This is a genomic window from Paenibacillus sp. AD87 (assembly GCF_001659845.1).
Classification (GTDB): domain Bacteria; phylum Bacillota; class Bacilli; order Paenibacillales; family Paenibacillaceae; genus Paenibacillus; species Paenibacillus marchantiae.
In genome coordinates, this window is record NZ_LXQN01000007.1 from 2,496,121 (window position 1) to 2,512,721 (window position 16,601).

Here is a 16,601-nt window from a genome sequence, read left to right on the forward strand (position 1 = left end):
GTTACACTCCCTCAAAACGGTATCCTACTCCCCACACGTTGATGAGGAATTGTGGATGGTTTGGATCGGATTCAATTTTTTCGCGAAGCCGGCTAAGATGAACCCGAATGGTATGCCTGTCGCCTACACCTTCCCAAAACTTTGCAAGCAGTTGTTCGTAGGAGAAAACCTGCCTCGGGTGCTCCGCAAATAATCGCAACAACTCATATTCTTTAGGTGTAAGCTCGACTTTTCCTCCTTCGACTAGGACTTCTCTTGCAGTCAAATTTAACTGGATGCGTCCATAATCTAAGATCTTCCCTTCCATGGGTTTCCTGGAAGTAGTGCGCCGCAAAACAGCTTTCACTCTGGCAACAATTTCCCCAGGCGAAGCCGTTTTGACGATATAATCATCTCCTCCGAGCGTAAGGCCACGGATCTTGTCCACATCATCACTGCGAGCACTCAAGAAAAGAATTGGAACATTGCTGTCCCCTCGAATTCGACGGCATAGCTCAAATCCGTTTTGTCCGGGCATCATAATGTCCAGTACAATGCAATCTATGGAATGCTGTTGCAGTATGGCCCAAGCTTGTTCCGTATCACAAGCAGTCTTTACGTGAAATTGGTCATTCTCTAGAAAGTCCCTTAATAGCTCGACGATGCTCTGATCATCATCTACAACAAGTATCGTATGATACATACTCATGCTTATCCCACCTCTGCCATCTAGTTTATCATTTTTTCTTCCTTTACCAAGTCGAGACTAAATTCTGTGATGATTTGTTTATAGTTTTGTGACCTTTCTAGGACTTCCTTTGAGATATTCGTTTGTTACGATTCTAACTGTGAGTACGGACGACTTATATTCTAATTTGTCCAGTCGAATGGCAAAAGGCTAAATTGACAAGAAGAATATCACATGCTGAAGAATCTTTTGACGAAATAAAGATAAGGGGATGGATGAAATGTTAACTGTTCAAATCGTGTTATTTGATGGCTTCGACCTATTGGATGCCGTTGCACCTTACGAAGTATTTTGCGCCGCTTCCATGCATACCGACAACGCCGTAAGAGTAGAGATGGTCACGGCTGAAGGTCCAAGACCAGTGACTAGTGGTATGAATGGTTTGACAATTGAAGCGAACAACACTCTTGACCCGGAACGTGGGGGTATCATACTTGTGCCTGGTGCAGCCGGTAATGTTGCAGGAGATGGTCCAGACTCGATTCCTGCCATTCTTGGTAAAGCCATGAATACGGAATTGACTACAATGATCAAGACAGCTCTCGACCACAAAGACATCTTAGTCGCTACAGTCTGCGGTGGTTCCCTCTTGTTAGCTATGGGAGGACTCCTGGAAGGAAGATCTGCTGTAACACATCGTTTGGGTATGGATTTACTTGGTGCGACTGGGGCAATTCCTGTCCCGGCACGCGTAGTGGATGATGGTAATCTGGTTACTGGCGGCGGTGTGACCTCGGGGCTTGATGTTGCGTTGTATCTGGTCGAACGTGAACTGGGGCCACGTATCGCACACGAGATAGAGCAGTTGTTTGAGTATGAGCGAAGAGGAACCGTTTGGAGAGCAAAAGGCATTGCACCCAGCACTCACAAGTCGTTGACGGACAACGAACCGAACATTGTAATGAATCAAACGGTAGTGACCTCTGGCATATTGCTTAATGAGAAAACTCAGACAACCGTCTTTGATGGGAATTGGGACACAAAAATCGCTACACCTGTCGGTAAACTGGAGGTCAAACTCTACATAAAGACAATTTCCGATGTGATCCAGGGCACAGCAACACAAGGTAACGAAACAATCCCATTTTTGAACCCTGTACTCTGCGACAACAAGTTAACCTGGAGCCTGTCAATTACCAAACCTATGCGTTTGAATCTGAAATTCGAAGTTGCCGTGGATGGAGATCAAATGAATGGAATCGCTAAGGCTGGCCTTCTTCCTGCTTCCAAATTAACAGGAAAACGAATAAACTAGCCTGGTTAGCTATGCGCACAAAAAAGAGTTTCGGGGGTTGTAGTTTGATATGAAGAAACAAGGAACGTTATACGGATGGCTGGCCTGCGTCAGTATTTTATTTATTGTGTATGTTCTAGTGAAGAACTATTGGATAGACCCAGAAGCTTCAAGCTTTTTAAGCCATAAGACCGGTTCGAAGCGCGAGCTTCATCTTCCGATCTGGCTGAATGTCATGTACGTTCATGTTGCGTTTGCATGTTTGGCCATGGCGTCTGGATTACTCAACTTCTCTAATCGGATTTTTGAAAAGAGCCGTAGGTTCCACCGTATAAACGGTTATGTTTACATTGTGTCCGTAGCGCTTGTTGTACTGACTTCCGGTTATATGGCCCCTTACGCTACTGGAGGAAAAATAAGCAGTATCGGTTTCAATGCGCTTAATATCATCTGGCTATTCATTACAATTACCGCTCTCATTCAAATTAAACAGAAACGAATGGTTCAACACCGGAACTGGATGATTCGAAGTTATGCCTTTTGCTTCACGAACATGTTGATTCACCTCATCACTTTCCTTTTTCATCTGGGATTCGGGTTGGCTTATGTTACAAGCTACACTATAAGTATTTATGGCTCTATTGCTTTGCTGCTAGTTATTCCAGAATTCATCATCAGAATGAACTTCAAATTGAAAACAGCCTCCGAATAATTTTTCGGAGGCTGTTCTGCATTCTAGGTTGCATTTGCCATGAGTGGAGCTTTACTTAGTTAACATCAGCTTACTGTGGCAGTCAAACGGATCACGGTTAACTCCGGTTTTGCGAAGAAGCGAAGAGGCATTCGGGTGGTTCCAATTCCTCGGTTGACATATAGCTTTAGCGGCTTGCTTTTGCCTTGCAAAGAGTATAGTCCTGCGACATATTTGTGAGCTAATGCAGTTGTGATAAGCGGTTTGATCAAAGGAATTCTGACTTGCCCTCCATGGCTATGGCCGGACAGCTGCAGGTCAATCGGATATGCGCTCAATTGATCCGCAACATCCGGTTCATGAACGAGTAGCAGGTTGAAATCCTCTTTTCGGAGCGATTGCAGCGTACGCTTAACTTGCGGCTTTCCAAGCAAAAAATCATCAAGTCCGGCTATGTTTATTGTATCCCCTGTGGCGGTACGAATCGTGTGCACCTCATTGACCAATACGGTAAACCCCGCGTCCTCCATATACTGCTTATACTTTTGGCTGCCGCCGCCTCCCCTGTCGTGATTGCCGTAAACCGCATATTTTCCGAGAGGTGCATGTATTTCCGCTAACACTCGTTGTGCTTTCTTTCTATTAGCTGAGCCAAAGCGTGTGTAATGATCCATTAAATCTCCAGTAAACACCACGATATCTGGCTTCAGACGATTCATACGATTAACTAAGGATTGAAGCTGATCCACCGAATAATCGGGACCCAAGTGGGTGTCAGAGAATTGCACGATTTGAATTCCATTCATAGATATTGGCACGAATTCATTGACGATATCCAGGCGAGTTACTGCCAGAGCTTTAGGTTCAATCTCCCTTGCATAACAGCCGCTTCCTAATAGAACAAGCAATAATGCAATGGTGATCTTTCTCCATTTCACTTCGTCAGGCTTTCCTTAATCTCATTCCAAATCGGATTGTCTGCCGTACCGCGTACTGGCTGCTCTCCTTTTTCAATGGCATCCCAATACTTCCAGTTGGGCTTCTCACTGCCTAATTCATAGTCCATCCCATCCCATGTATCTTCACGAAATGCATAGAAAGCCCAATGCCATCCGTATTCATTAAAGATAGATATCAGATCCGCCATGTAGCGATCTGCACCTTGAACCATTCGGTTCGTTCCGAATTCCGAAGCTATAATCCGGTTCGCAGGTATGTTATGATCCGAAGCCCACTTGGCGACTGGCTCGACAAATTGTTTCAGAGTCTGACGGTTAAACTCTTTTTCCGTCTCATCATCTCCAACCTTTACGCTCCCCGGATAAGAATACGTAAATCCTTTTTTCTTGTTCTGGCTTGTCATCTCATAAGGCTCATACATATGAAAAGCATACAACACGTTAGGATCATTAATCGGTTTCAGATACGTAAAAGCCCAAGGTGTTGCGTAGAGCCCCGAATCCAGAATAATGGGAGTTGTCTGGTCTACCGTCCTGATCTCTTTGGTTATCGTGTCATAGAGTGAATTCAGATCAGCTGCGGTATGTTCCACTTTGGTATACCACTCTGAATAATCCTGCGTCCAGAAGTCATGAAAACCCGTACCCGTTTCCGGATGAGGCTCATTAATCAGGTTATAGCCGATGACGGCAGGATGATTCTTCAATCGTTGTGCAAGATCCTTCCAAAACTGAGCGGCCTGCTTGTGATATTCAGTATCATTCCAGATCCGATCATCATTTTTAGCCCCGTTGAACTGCCGCCAACGATCTCCCGGTAAGCTAAGCACCGTAATAATCACTTTCATCCCTTTAGCTTCCGCGGCGTCCAGATCCGCTTTGAGTCGGGCAAAATCCTCTTCCACGATACCTTCGTACTTATCCGAGCTGCCTATCAAAAAATCTGCGTTGATATTGGCATCTGGCTTGTCGTTAAACAAAAAATCTCGATCCTTACTCCACTTATCGGGCGCAAGCCGTACAAACTCTATGCCCTGTTCCTTGGCTGCTTCATAGTTGTCAGGGAGGGATGTGGAGTTCATAAAATTAGTCCCTTTTCGCTGTTCATTCCAATAGCTCATTTTCTCCGAAGGAACGGCCTCCTTCTCCTCCTGACTGCTGTTCATCCCTGAAATCTCCAATGGCTTTGGAGAAGCTGAATTAGAACTGCATCCAGCTAGTGCAATCAAAATGGCCGCTGAGAGTAAAACATTTTTTTTGATAGGCCAACTCGATTTGGTTGATATTTTCTTCAAAGTCACTCACCTCGATAGCCATCTTACCCGTTGTCTGTTACGCCAATATGACAAAACGAGCTATTATCCAATCGGAGTTCCATCGGGCAGTTTGATATCTGGTTTTAACAGAACGACATCCCCTTTTTCGGGTATTCCTCCCAGAACCAATACTTCTGATTTAAACCCGGCTATCCGGCGCGGTGGAAAGTTGACTACCCCTATGATTTGTTTCCCGATCAGTTCCTCGGCTGCATATCTTTTAGTAATTTGTGCACTAGAATTTTTTATTCCAATGTCTTGTCCAAAATCAATCTCAAGTTTGATCGCAGGCACTTTCGCTTCTGCAAAAAACTCAGCTTTTGTAACGGTTCCGACGCGAATATCCAGTTTCAAAAAATCATCAATGGTAGCCATATATATATTCTCCTCTTCTACTTGTCTAATGGTTAAAATAATTCCTGTAAATTCATGTCAAGTTCGATACTCAGAAACGTTAGAAGTGGTATAACGCAATGATTTTGCCCAAAAATACACCCCCATGCCGAGTACTGTCATCATCCCGCCTATAAACTGAAACAGAGAGATGATTTCTCCCAGAAATACAAAGGCGAGTATGATGGCAAGAACAGGCTCTCCAATAATACCCACAGATAAAGTCGTTGCGCCTAAAGATTTCAATAATAGATTAATTAGTAATTGTCCAAAGATGGTTGGAATTATGGCAAGCAACAAGAAATACATCCAATCTGAAGTGTTATATCCGGTCAGGGAGATATGATTGAATAGACTGTAGATAAGCAAGACACTTCCCGCAAGGAAGAAAACAATAACGCTGTACACATTTGCATCGATTTTATGACTTACTTTTTGTCCAGCAAGCATATATGCCGAAACCGCGATTGTACCTAATAAAGATAATCCATCTCCGATCAGTGCCTCTCTTGACACCCCGATGTCGCCCCATGCGATAATGACTGATCCTGCAAGAGCAGTGACCATGCATAGGATGGTAACCATATTTGCTCGTTCCTTGAAGATGAAATATGACCCGACCATTACAAATAAGGGCTGCAACGATAAAATGACCATGGAACTTGCAACAGAGGTATGCACCAATGACTCCATCCAGAATAAGAAATGTAACCCGAGAAAGAGTCCGGCTAACAACACAACACTCCAATCTTTTTTGCTCATCTTAAGGTTTCGAAGACTTTTCCAAGGTACAAAAGGAAGCATTAGTATTACAGTTATGAACAATCTGTACATCCCAGCTACAGAGGTTGGCGTCTCTGAGGACTTTATCAATATGGAAGAGATAGAGATGGACAAAATGCTGATAAAAAGCAGCATGTACGGATGAGGCGGATACAACGATTTATTCATTTCTAAACTTGCTCCTTCAACATGTTCTATCCAAATTCTGTGCACAGGATTATGGTGATAAAACAAAGATTGGATATAATAATATCATCGTTAATGTTTTAATTGTGTAATAATATCGCTATATTATATATAAATATCATCATTCGAAAGGACACATTTAAATGTCAAAGCAGCTTCACGAGACGATTCTTTTCCCTGATGCTTCATTTCCATACATTATGTACACAGCTAATTCCGAGAAAATTATTCCTGAAGGTAGGGGATTTAATGACCTGCATTGGCATGAAGAGCTACAGATTACATTGGTTACTCAAGGAAGGTTAGTTATACAGGTAAACGGTGTTGATCATGAGCTATTGGCTGGTCAAGCTATCCTAATTAATAAGGGAGTCCTGCATGTTACGACGCATCTGACTCCTAACGGACAATATGTGAGCTTTAATTTCCCTGAAAAGCTATTAGCCTTCTACGCGGATAGTGCCATGGAGAAAAATTATGTATTACCTTATACGGACTCTGCCCTGGTTTCGCTGGTAATCAAGGGCGATGCAGAATGGCAACAGATTGTGCTAGATATGTTATGGGATATGAAAAAGAGATTTGATATGAAAAAAAAATGGGGATGGGAATATGAGGTTTCCATCAAAACCGTACAATTGTGGCTAATATTGATTCATAATATTACGCTTTCCTCCGAGGAAGCGCCCAAATATGTAAAACTTCAGCAAGAGCGCCTTCAACTCATGCTCAGCTTTATCCATCAACAATATTCAACGAATATCACACTGCAAGAAATTGCTGATACAGCACATCTGAGCATCTCGGAGTGCACACGGAGTTTTAAGAAGACCATTCATATGACACCGTATGATTACTTAATTAAGTACCGGATCAAAAAGAGCATGGAGTTATTAATTTCAACCGATTATACAGTAACCGAAATAGCTCATAGGGTTGGTTTTAATCATGTAAATAACTTCATTCAGTCTTTCAAAAAACATCAAAACCAAACACCTAAGGGTTTTCGGAATTCGAGTAATGAGATCAAACATTAAAGAAAGAATTGATCTGGTGCAATTACTTCACTTTTCTTTTAACAGGAATATGCAGGCACAAGCAACAAAGGCAAGTATGCCGCTTGCGGCGCTTGAGATGGAAAAAGCTCTTACATAATCCCCAAGGCCGGCCTCGTCAAGAGGCGAGCGCAGTGCTTCAGAAAATAACATGCTGATCATTGCCACACCCAATGTGTTCGCCAAATACATAAAGGTTGTGAACAGCCCTGATCCGGTTCCTGCCGAGGCCGCTGGCACGCGATTCAAGATCGTATTGGCGAGTGGGGTTGTGGCCATGCCCAGACCAAGCCCGTACACCAAGAGAATCAATATATTGTGGTAATGGAATAAATGAACGGCATCCGTATGCAAAGACCACATCAGTAAAAATACACTTCCACCCATGGTAAGTGTACCTGCTTTCAATACCGCATCTCCCCACCTTTTCACCATCCGCGAGGACAATAATGAAGTGGCGAAAAATCCAAGGCCTAGCGGCAAAAAAACAAGACTGGTTGATTGAACATCCAATTGTAATCCCACCTGAACATAATAATTTAAGATGAAGAAAAAAGAGAACATGCTCAGATATACAACGATTTCTGTGATAATACCTATCCGAAACGAACCTATTTTGAAAATGGATAGCTCCATTAACGGCGTGCGTCCTGCCTCTTCCCTCCGTTTCTGCCGAAGCACGAATAGGAATAGCAGCAAGAGTGAGCCAAACACACAGCCCCAAGTCCATAACGGCCATCCTGATTTTTGCCCGATCGTTAACGGATAAATGAGCATAAGCAAGCCGAACATGACCACAGCCGTGCTGAGCCAGTCAATACTCTGCCTGTAATGTCCCCGAGATTCGGGAATGATACGGAGTCCTGCTAGTACAAGCAATCCTATTGGCACATTGCATAGAAAAACGATCCTCCAGCCAAGATTGAACAGGTTCCAGTCCACTAATATGCCGCCTAATATGATACCAAGTGTAAAACCTACACCGATAACAGCACCATAGATGGCAAAAACAAACCCTTTTACGCTCGCCGGAAAGCTGCTCTGTATAATCGACAAAACCTGGGGTTGGATCATCGCTGCAGATAGACCCTGGATGATACGAATGGCAATGAGTATCGTTGGATGAGAAGCCAGGCCACCGAGCAGACCCATCAGGGTGAAGCCTAATACGCCAATCCATAACATGCGTTTTCGACCATATATATCCCCAAGTTTCCCACCCAGAATCAATGCAACTGCAAGTCCTAACGAATATCCAGAAAAAATAAGCTGGGCCTCGCCAAAGCTTGCTTTTATGCTGGATTGCATCATTGGAAGAGCCACCTGTATCATATAATTGTTCAACGAAATCAGCAGTGTTGGCAACAAAATCAGAATTAGAGCCATCCAGCGGCGCGGGTCCACCTGTGGTGCTGTATATGCTTCACTTGTAACTGTAGCAGTTGATTTATGCATGATTATGATCCTCTCCTATCCTTGTCCAATTGATAATAATTATCAGTTATTGGTAAGAGAGGGTCTACCTGCAAAGGGATTTTCTATCCCTATAGAAGGAGCGTGGGCAAACAAAAAAAGGAATCTCAACATGATCCTCATGTCTGAAATTCCTTCTGAATTGCCCTAATCGGTTTTTATATCCCGTTGAGGTAACATTTTGAGGTGCTCACTGGGGTTATATCCATAAATCTTACGAAAGGCTGTCGCAAAATTACTGACATTACTATAGCCAACGGATACCGCCGCTTCTCCGACATTCATTCGCTGTACTTCCATATAATAAAGCGCCATTTCCATTCTTTGCTTGCGTACCAGCTCAAATACAGTCATGCCAAAGCGTTCGCGAAATCCCTTTTTAAGCTTGAATTCATTGATCCCGACCTTTCTGGACAGCTCCTGAATGGATAAGGGTTGTTCAAAATGGCGAATAACCAATTCCCTGGCATAATCAAGATTCGCCATATCATCACGGCTCAGGAAGCTTTTTTCATTTAGCACCTGATGCCCTTCTACTTCACCAAACAATGCTATCAATTCCATGGATTTGCTCTCCATGTACAACCTTTTCAAGGCTCCATTATACGTGCAACTCAACATATCCGAAACACATCGATGGATCTCCGGTGTATTGGGATAGTTATCAATGTTTCCTTTATAGCGCTGCAGCCAGGACTGCATTTTCTGTTCCTCGGTTATATCTGCCGCATAATGCAACAGTTCCTGCGGGGATAAGCGAATTTCAAGCATATGATGCCGGACGTCAGCTTTTTTCTCTTCATATACCAATTCATCCTCGAAAAATAACACGTTGCCTGTCCAATGATGGGTATAGCTTTCCTTCCCTTCCCACTCACAATAGATATCGCCATTAAGACAATAACTTATCTCAAATAACGGACAAGCCTCCTGAATACGAAGTTTCATATCCTGGACATAGGTCACATCCGTTATAACAATTTCCATACCCGGACGGATACGTGTTCTGTGTATGCCTCCTTGGCCCATCTCTAGCGGAATCGTAATATGTTGCTCCCATGTCTGAAGCCGGGATTGTGCTTGTATCAGACCAGTAAATTGATCAAAAAGGCTGTGTACCTCGCTGTTAACTATATATAGAGTCAAAAAGACACCTTCTTATACCCATTTAGAAATTCTCTGCGCTACTTCCTCTTTGCTAAATTCAATATTTCCCGAAGCCTATAGATAGGAATATATATATCACAAAAATGGAGTTTATCAAAGATAAACTCCATCACAATTATTTGAATTATGCAGAAATCAGGCATGTGCTAGAAACAACACCTGAGAACGCATGGGACCTTATGACTTAAATCCAACATTAAGTCCATATACCGGATGAGGTACATACGGCTCTTCCAAGCACGCCATTTCTTCTGATGTTAATGCAATCGACAGAGCTTCAGCTGCATTTTCGAGATGAGATGTCTTCGTAGCGCCAATAATCGGAGCTGTAACCGGATTCTTGTGCAGCAACCAGGCAAGAGCGATTTGTACCCGGGGAACGCCGCGTTTTTCGGCGATTTCTGCAACCCGCTCTACTACCAATTGATCGGTGCTGGCTGTTGCATCGTATTTTGCCCTTTGAACCTGATCCGTCTCGGAACGTTGTGTTGTTTCCTGCCAATCCCTGGTCAACCGGCCAGAAGCAAGTGGACTGTAAGGAATTACACCAATTTTCTCTTCCTGACAAAGAGGCATCATTTCCCTTTCCTCTTCACGGTAGATCAGGTTATAGTGGTTCTGCATCGATACAAAGCGGGTCCATCCATTTCTCTCGGCGACATATAAAGCCTTTTGGAATTGCCATGCTGACATGGCAGAAGCACCAATATATCTTGCCTTCCCTGCCTTCACCACATCATGTAATGCTTCCATGGTCTCTTCAATAGGGGTATGGTTGTCCCAGCGGTGAATTTGATACAAATCCACATAGTCCGTTGCCAGCCTCTTGAGGCTCTTGTCGATCTCACTCATAATTGCCTTTCGAGAAAGTCCGGCGCCATTCGGACCATCATGCATGCGGGAAAAGACTTTTGTTGCAAGGACAATTTCATCTCGATTAGCGTAGTCCTTGAGAGCCCGACCGAGGATCTCCTCACTTGTTCCGCCTGCATATACATTTGCTGTATCAAAGAAATTAATACCTAACTCCAAGGCTTTCTGAATGACGGGACGACTATTCTCTTCATCCAGCACCCATTGATGAAATCCACGCCCTGGTTCACCAAATCCCATGCAGCCAAGACAAAGTCGAGATACATCCATGCCTGTATTTCCTAATTTCACATATTCCATTGGTTAATCCTCCTCAGACATTTAGGTTGAGACAACGTTGTAACGCATGAGACAAGAATAACAAGAAAATAGATGCATTTCTTTGCTGCTAAGCTCATTGGATTTGTTTATTTAGCTCATTTGTCTCGAATAAGGAAAAAGCGTTTCACGATATTTTATCGCGAAGCGCTTTACTCAACAGTGGTACATAGTCACTTATGCTTAAAGTATGGACCGATTAAGCTGGCTTTATGTTGTTTTTCCCTCGCTTCGTTTGCATTGCTGTCTAAACTCCGAGGGTGGAAGCCCGACCTGAAGCTTAAACACTTTGGAAAAATGGGTAACGTTTTCGAAACCTGTTGAGAAACAGACATCGGTAACGGACAGAGACGTCTCGGCCAACAGTTTCTTGGCTTTATCCAGCCTCTGATTACGAATCCATTTCAAGGGTGAAGTGTGGTAGAGGGCCTGAAAATCCCTTTTGAAGGTAGACAGGCTTTTGCCGGACAAATAAGCCAGATCACTTATGGAGATGGGATTGGTGATATTCTCCTCCATTATTTTGCCGAAGTTACTGTTTTTATCATGATTCGGTTGCAGAAGTTGGTGTAAGAAATGATCATTGGCCTGTGCCAGATGAAACAGGAGTTCCATGAATTTGAGGCGGATCAGACCGTCCTTTACCTCATCTGGATTTTCGAAATAGGGTTTCAATGACGCTATATAAGAGCGAGTGAGTTCATTGACCGGAATAATGGACACCGGCATGATTTCATTCACGGTATCCGTCGGTTTGAAGCCAGAAAACTGAATAAACTCCGCAAGCATATTTTCGTTCAGGAAAAACATCATATAGTCCAGTATGAACTCTGATTCTTGTTCACCCGACTTTATGTAATCAATGCGAATTGATTTGTGAAGAAACACCATTTCATTACTGCGTACAGTGTACTCCTGATCCTTAAATCGAACCGTGTACATGCCTGATATAACGAACAACAACATATGATCTTTCAGAAAAAAGGAGCCTGTTGTCCCTTGTGTGTGTAAACAGAATTGAATGACGGATAACCCATTCTGTTTTAAGCTTCCTTGTTTGTCTGGTGCACGTTCCAGCTCTTGTGGTGCCTTGATTATCTTTCCGTTTCTCATGGACATGGATAGTCCCACCTTTTTAGCTTTTAATAATAGAATAACAGGAAACGGAAATCAATGTTTTTGGGCTTCTCTAACCTACGTTAGTGCTCTGACAACTTCTCCACTGGAGCCATTTTCCGTCAAGGTAGCAAGATTAACAATTTTATCAACAACTGAATCCGGTTCCTTCTCACCCCTTGGATTTTGTTCAGTTCTCAAATTGCCCGGATCGAACATATTAACCAATATTCCATGTTTGGCTTCCTCAATTGCTGTCGTTCTCATTAATGCCTCCAGCCCTGCTTTGGCAGCTGAATATGCCCCAAATCCCGGATAGTTCAGATTGGCCATTATGGAAGTAATGGATACAATGCGTCCATACTGCTGAGCTCTCATGATTGGAAGAAATGTTTTGGTCACCAAAAATGGACTATATAAATTGAGGCGGATGTTATCATCCCATGTTTCCAATGTCATATCATGAATGGGGATGTGCGCACCTGTACCCCCTGCGTTGTTGATCAATACGTCTATCCGTCCTGTCTGTTCCAGCACTTGGTCACGGAGGCGCTGAACGTCATCCTGATCCGTTATATCCGCAGGAATGATCAAAGATTGGCCTCCTGAGTTTTTTATGATCTGTGCCACGTCCTGCAATTTTTCTTTTCGACGTCCAACTAAAACAACTTGTGCTCCCTCTTCAGCCAGTTTTATCGCCACAGCTTTACCAAGGCCGGTTCCTGCACCTGTAACAATGACTACTTTATTCTTCATCAATACCATCTTCAATCCATCCTCTCAGATTGTTATTATGAAGCGAACAATTTGAATCATTTTCTAAAATGGCGTACTTAAAGGATAAGAGGAGAGTTCTCCACTTAACTTCTATTAAATATTAAACGGAGAGTTCTCCTCTTGTCAACATTGTGACTTTAAGACAAGTGTCAGATATGGCGAATGTGATGGATGGTTTCTACAAAAAGAAAAACAGCCCCGTGATTAGGGCTGTAGGGCTGTTCATTGAAAATGTGTGTGCACTCATCGTTCAGAAAGGATCATCTGCGAAACAGAGTCACGTTCGACACACTGTATATTGATCCTATAAGTAGACTCAACAGCCTCTCCTTTTAACATTTGAATGAGTACATGTCCAGCAAAGGAGCCTGCGTCTGTTTTGGGTTGTCGAAAAGTCGTAAGAGGTGGATTTAAGTATTCGGATACATGTATGTTATCAAATCCAATAATGGATAGATCTTCAGGTATGGAGACCTGATGTTCTTTAAAAGCCTCTAAGCCTCCAATGGCCATTTCATCATTTGCAAAAAAGACTGCCGTTGGAAGCTCTCCCTCCATTAGCAACTTGGCTGCGTTGTAGCCACCTGTTTTCAGAAATTGGCCGCCAAGTCTCCAATTCTCATTCTCTTCCACCCCTGCTTCATGCATAGCTCTCAGATAACCCTGATATCGCATCAGATTACAATCCGAACTTAAAGGTCCACTAATATAGGCTATTGCGCGATGACCTTTATCCAGAAGGAAACGGGTTGCCATATAACCACCCTGCTCATCATCCATCAGAACATTTACAATATGCTCACTTTGGAGTTCCCGGTCCATCACAACAATAGGAAAACCCGTTTCAGCAGCCTGCAACAACAACTCATCTTCAATATTTTCAGCGATTACAATCACGCCGTCCAGCCTTCTCTCTCTGATAAAGCGTGCGGCTGTCGATCGCTCTCCGCCTAAAGAACTGCATACGATCAGATCATATCCCTGACTTATGGCGCTGGATTCAATTCCACTCACCAAGTCGGAAAAATAGGGAACGGACATATCATGAACAATAACACCAATCGTTTGTGTGTTTTTTCGCTTTAATTCGGATGCGGCTCCGTGCTTGATGTAATTAAGCTCACTTGCTGCTGCAAGCACTTTCTGTCTTGTCTGCTCACTTACATGTTTTTTGCCGTTGAGTACATAGGATACGGTTGAACTCGCGACACCCGCTAACTTTGCTACATCTTTAATCGTTATCATTAAATACTCCCCAAGAAGACTGTTATTGGTTCACTGACAAATGAATTTTTATATCTTTCACCGCATTTTAACACAGTCATCTTGGGAAATGCACAAAAAGATACAATCATACTGGAATTTCAGAATATATTATCGATCAGGTCCAAATACAAGATTTGAGGACTGTTTGGCTTGTTCAATAACATCCATCACCTTCTCGCTATGCTCAAGCATAACTGTAACTTTCTCCAGATCTTGTTCACGAATCATACGCTCGAATTCAACAAACTCGTCATACATGCGATGAGGATGATCCTTATCATCTACCCGAATCGGCGTTTCCTTATGAAGCGCAAGATCAAAGGATTCACATTTGTTGGCCGAGCTCGTCATATGGATATATCCTTTATTACCCTGGATGTTCATTGCATTGGGGGCCGTGCTGTCTTTGGAGCCTATGCAAACACATTTGAACTCACCGTAGTCCAAAAGCAACATACCTGAAGTGTCAATCCCGCGTTCCATGTTGGCCCAGTATTCCACCTTCTTCGGGCTTCCGAAAAGCCCTACGACCAGATGAATATTATACAAATTAATATCCATCAAGGCTCCACCAGACATTTCCAGATTAAATGCCGGCAGCACTTCTCCAGCCTGAAAAGCCTCATAGCGGGATGAATATTGGGAATAGTTACACTCCACAATTTTGATGTCACCCAGTTTGACCAGATTCTCCTTCATAGACAAATAGTTCTTCAAATATTGGTTTGTGATGGCTTCGACCAACACTAGCTGTTTTTGCCGTGCAATCTCTTTAAGTTCAAGAAATTCTTGCAGGTTGGAAGTGAACGGCTTCTCACAGATAACATGTTTGCCGCCCAATAACGCTTCTTTGGCATATGCATAATGAAGATGATTCGGAAGTCCGATATAGATCGTATCCACTTCATCATTCGTAATCATTTCGCTATATTCTGAATGTATTCGAGCAATTCCATACTGCTCTTGCAGAGTCAGCAATTTATCCAGATGACTAGGTCTGGAACATATGGCCTCCAAGGTAATCGCAGGAATTTCATGAATAAAGCTCAATAGATCCTTTACAATCATTCCAGCTCCGACAATTCCGAGTTTCATATTAGCTACACTCCTCCATACCTTTTTCTAATATTTCCATAACCGCGATCGTTTCTTGGTCTTGAATCACTTTTTCTTTGCCATGGTTGATGGCTTCATAGATATCGTCGTACACTCTTGCATAATCGCCTTGTTCAGAAGTTACTTTTTCTTCATGGTATATTCCTGCGTCATCCAGATACGTCAGTACACCATAATGCTGAGGCAAATCCTTGCCAAAATCGGCATGTCCTTTGGGAAGGTAAAATAACTTTAGATGTTCCTCTTGACGATCCTCTGTTTGTTTTACGAATACCCCCTTTTTGCCGTATACTACAAAACTCGGGCGGGGCTTCAAACGGAAAAAGCTGGATTTGACTGATACTTTGAGTGAAGCGTAATAAAAGTCCAGATCGAAATAATCATTCATTCTGCCAGGACCCAGCAATTGACGAACATCGTAATGTATCTTGTCCGGTTGCCCGAAATAGGATAATACCTGATCAATGGTGTGAACACCGTGCCCGAATAAATAACTTTTGTATTTGGAAAAATGGGTGGTAGCATTCGGGATCTCCGGTCGATAATAATCGTAATGCATCTCCACTTCCAGCAAATCGCCAAGCTTTCCTGATTCAATCACTTTCTTGGTTGTCAGAAAATCCGAATCATACCGTCGGTTTTGATAACATTGAATCAAGAGATTTTTTTCTTTGGCGTATTGGAAAATGGATTCGGTTTCTTCTTTGGTCAGCATAAAAGGTTTTTCAACAAGTACATGTTTTCCGTGATCCAGTGCCATCTTTGCATACTCATAATGGGATTCGGTATGTGTACAGACCACGACCAACTGAATGTCATCGTCATTCATTAAAGCTGCAAGATCATCTGTATACAGAACACCAGGAGCTTTCTCCCATTCTGTTTTTTCAGGATGCCGAGCATATATCGTTTTTACTTTCAAATGATCTCGATTCAATGAAAAAGGAAGATGATAACGATTTGTACTTTTTCCATTGCCAATGTAACCGATAGTTAACATATGAATTCCCCCTTAGGCTCTTTTTCATTTATTATAGAAGAAGAAAATCCTCCGGAGGAGCTTTGGAGAAATTACGGTACATTTGACCAATGTTATGTATTTCTAATGCCCTCTCTTTAAACAAAATGTTTACTGGACGCTCTACATCAAC

16 protein-coding genes are annotated in these 16,601 nt (G+C 42.8%); 3 read left to right on the forward strand and 13 right to left on the reverse strand.

Annotated features, from left to right (window positions below):
• Position 1: 1 nt before the first annotated feature.
• Positions 2-688 (reverse strand): response regulator transcription factor, encoded by a 687-nt coding sequence (locus gpAD87_RS10940; RefSeq protein WP_064638276.1) that lies wholly within the window; start codon positions 686-688, stop codon positions 2-4.
• Positions 689-947: 259 nt separating this feature from the next.
• Here gpAD87_RS10940 and gpAD87_RS10945 point away from each other — a divergent pair, with 259 nt between their 5' ends.
• Positions 948-1,982, forward strand: coding sequence for a DJ-1/PfpI family protein (locus tag gpAD87_RS10945; RefSeq protein ID WP_064638278.1), 1,035 nt, complete (start codon positions 948-950; stop codon positions 1,980-1,982).
• 49 nt (positions 1,983-2,031) lie between these two features.
• Positions 2,032-2,673, forward strand: a complete 642-nt coding sequence (locus tag gpAD87_RS10950) for a DUF2306 domain-containing protein (protein ID WP_064638281.1) — start codon at positions 2,032-2,034, stop codon at positions 2,671-2,673.
• Positions 2,674-2,738: 65 nt separating this feature from the next.
• On the opposite strand, the gene gpAD87_RS10955 is transcribed toward gpAD87_RS10950, so the two are convergent.
• The 4 genes from gpAD87_RS10955 to gpAD87_RS10970 form a co-directional block, all read right to left on the reverse strand.
• Positions 2,739-3,590: a metallophosphoesterase gene (locus gpAD87_RS10955; protein ID WP_064638284.1), complete on the reverse strand. Its 852-nt coding sequence runs from the start codon at positions 3,588-3,590 to the stop codon at positions 2,739-2,741.
• Complete coding sequence (locus tag gpAD87_RS10960) at positions 3,587-4,777, reverse strand: glycoside hydrolase family 5 protein (RefSeq protein ID WP_082935078.1); 1,191 nt, start codon at positions 4,775-4,777, stop codon at positions 3,587-3,589. Before gpAD87_RS10960 ends, gpAD87_RS10955 begins: the two co-directional genes overlap by 4 nt.
• A gap of 192 nt (positions 4,778-4,969) precedes the next feature.
• A complete protein-coding gene (csaA, locus tag gpAD87_RS10965; RefSeq protein WP_063564985.1) occupies positions 4,970-5,302 on the reverse strand; it encodes a chaperone CsaA in 333 nt (110 codons plus the stop codon).
• Positions 5,303-5,359: 57 nt separating this feature from the next.
• The gene (locus gpAD87_RS10970) at positions 5,360-6,271 is read right to left on the reverse strand and encodes a DMT family transporter (protein ID WP_064638289.1); all 912 of its coding nucleotides are present in this window, start codon (positions 6,269-6,271) and stop codon (positions 5,360-5,362) included.
• Between the two features lie 161 nt (positions 6,272-6,432).
• Between gpAD87_RS10970 and gpAD87_RS10975 the strand changes: the two genes are divergently transcribed.
• Positions 6,433-7,326, forward strand: a complete 894-nt coding sequence (locus tag gpAD87_RS10975) for an AraC family transcriptional regulator (protein ID WP_064638291.1) — start codon at positions 6,433-6,435, stop codon at positions 7,324-7,326.
• 27 nt (positions 7,327-7,353) lie between these two features.
• Here the strand turns inward: gpAD87_RS10975 and gpAD87_RS10980 are convergent, their stop codons facing one another.
• The 8 genes from gpAD87_RS10980 to gpAD87_RS11015 all read right to left on the reverse strand — a co-directional run bounded on the left by gpAD87_RS10980 (position 7,354) and on the right by gpAD87_RS11015 (position 16,450).
• The gene (locus gpAD87_RS10980) at positions 7,354-8,799 is read right to left on the reverse strand and encodes an MFS transporter (protein WP_064638294.1); all 1,446 of its coding nucleotides are present in this window, start codon (positions 8,797-8,799) and stop codon (positions 7,354-7,356) included.
• Between the two features lie 165 nt (positions 8,800-8,964).
• On the reverse strand, positions 8,965-9,963 hold the full coding sequence (locus gpAD87_RS10985) for a helix-turn-helix transcriptional regulator (RefSeq protein WP_064638298.1): 999 nt from the start codon (positions 9,961-9,963) through the stop codon (positions 8,965-8,967).
• Between the two features lie 198 nt (positions 9,964-10,161).
• Positions 10,162-11,157 (reverse strand): aldo/keto reductase, encoded by a 996-nt coding sequence (locus gpAD87_RS10990; protein ID WP_064638300.1) that lies wholly within the window; start codon positions 11,155-11,157, stop codon positions 10,162-10,164.
• A gap of 228 nt (positions 11,158-11,385) precedes the next feature.
• Positions 11,386-12,294, reverse strand: a complete 909-nt coding sequence (locus gpAD87_RS10995) for an AraC family transcriptional regulator (RefSeq protein ID WP_064638303.1) — start codon at positions 12,292-12,294, stop codon at positions 11,386-11,388.
• Between the two features lie 75 nt (positions 12,295-12,369).
• Positions 12,370-13,047, reverse strand: a complete 678-nt coding sequence (locus gpAD87_RS11000) for an SDR family NAD(P)-dependent oxidoreductase (protein ID WP_231952513.1) — start codon at positions 13,045-13,047, stop codon at positions 12,370-12,372.
• 264 nt (positions 13,048-13,311) lie between these two features.
• Positions 13,312-14,313 (reverse strand): LacI family DNA-binding transcriptional regulator, encoded by a 1,002-nt coding sequence (locus gpAD87_RS11005; RefSeq protein WP_064638309.1) that lies wholly within the window; start codon positions 14,311-14,313, stop codon positions 13,312-13,314.
• A gap of 129 nt (positions 14,314-14,442) precedes the next feature.
• Complete coding sequence (locus gpAD87_RS11010) at positions 14,443-15,429, reverse strand: Gfo/Idh/MocA family protein (protein ID WP_064638311.1); 987 nt, start codon at positions 15,427-15,429, stop codon at positions 14,443-14,445.
• A 1-nt stretch (position 15,430) separates the two neighbouring features.
• A complete protein-coding gene (locus gpAD87_RS11015) occupies positions 15,431-16,450 on the reverse strand; it encodes a Gfo/Idh/MocA family oxidoreductase (RefSeq protein WP_064638313.1) in 1,020 nt (339 codons plus the stop codon).
• Positions 16,451-16,601 lie beyond the last annotated feature (151 nt).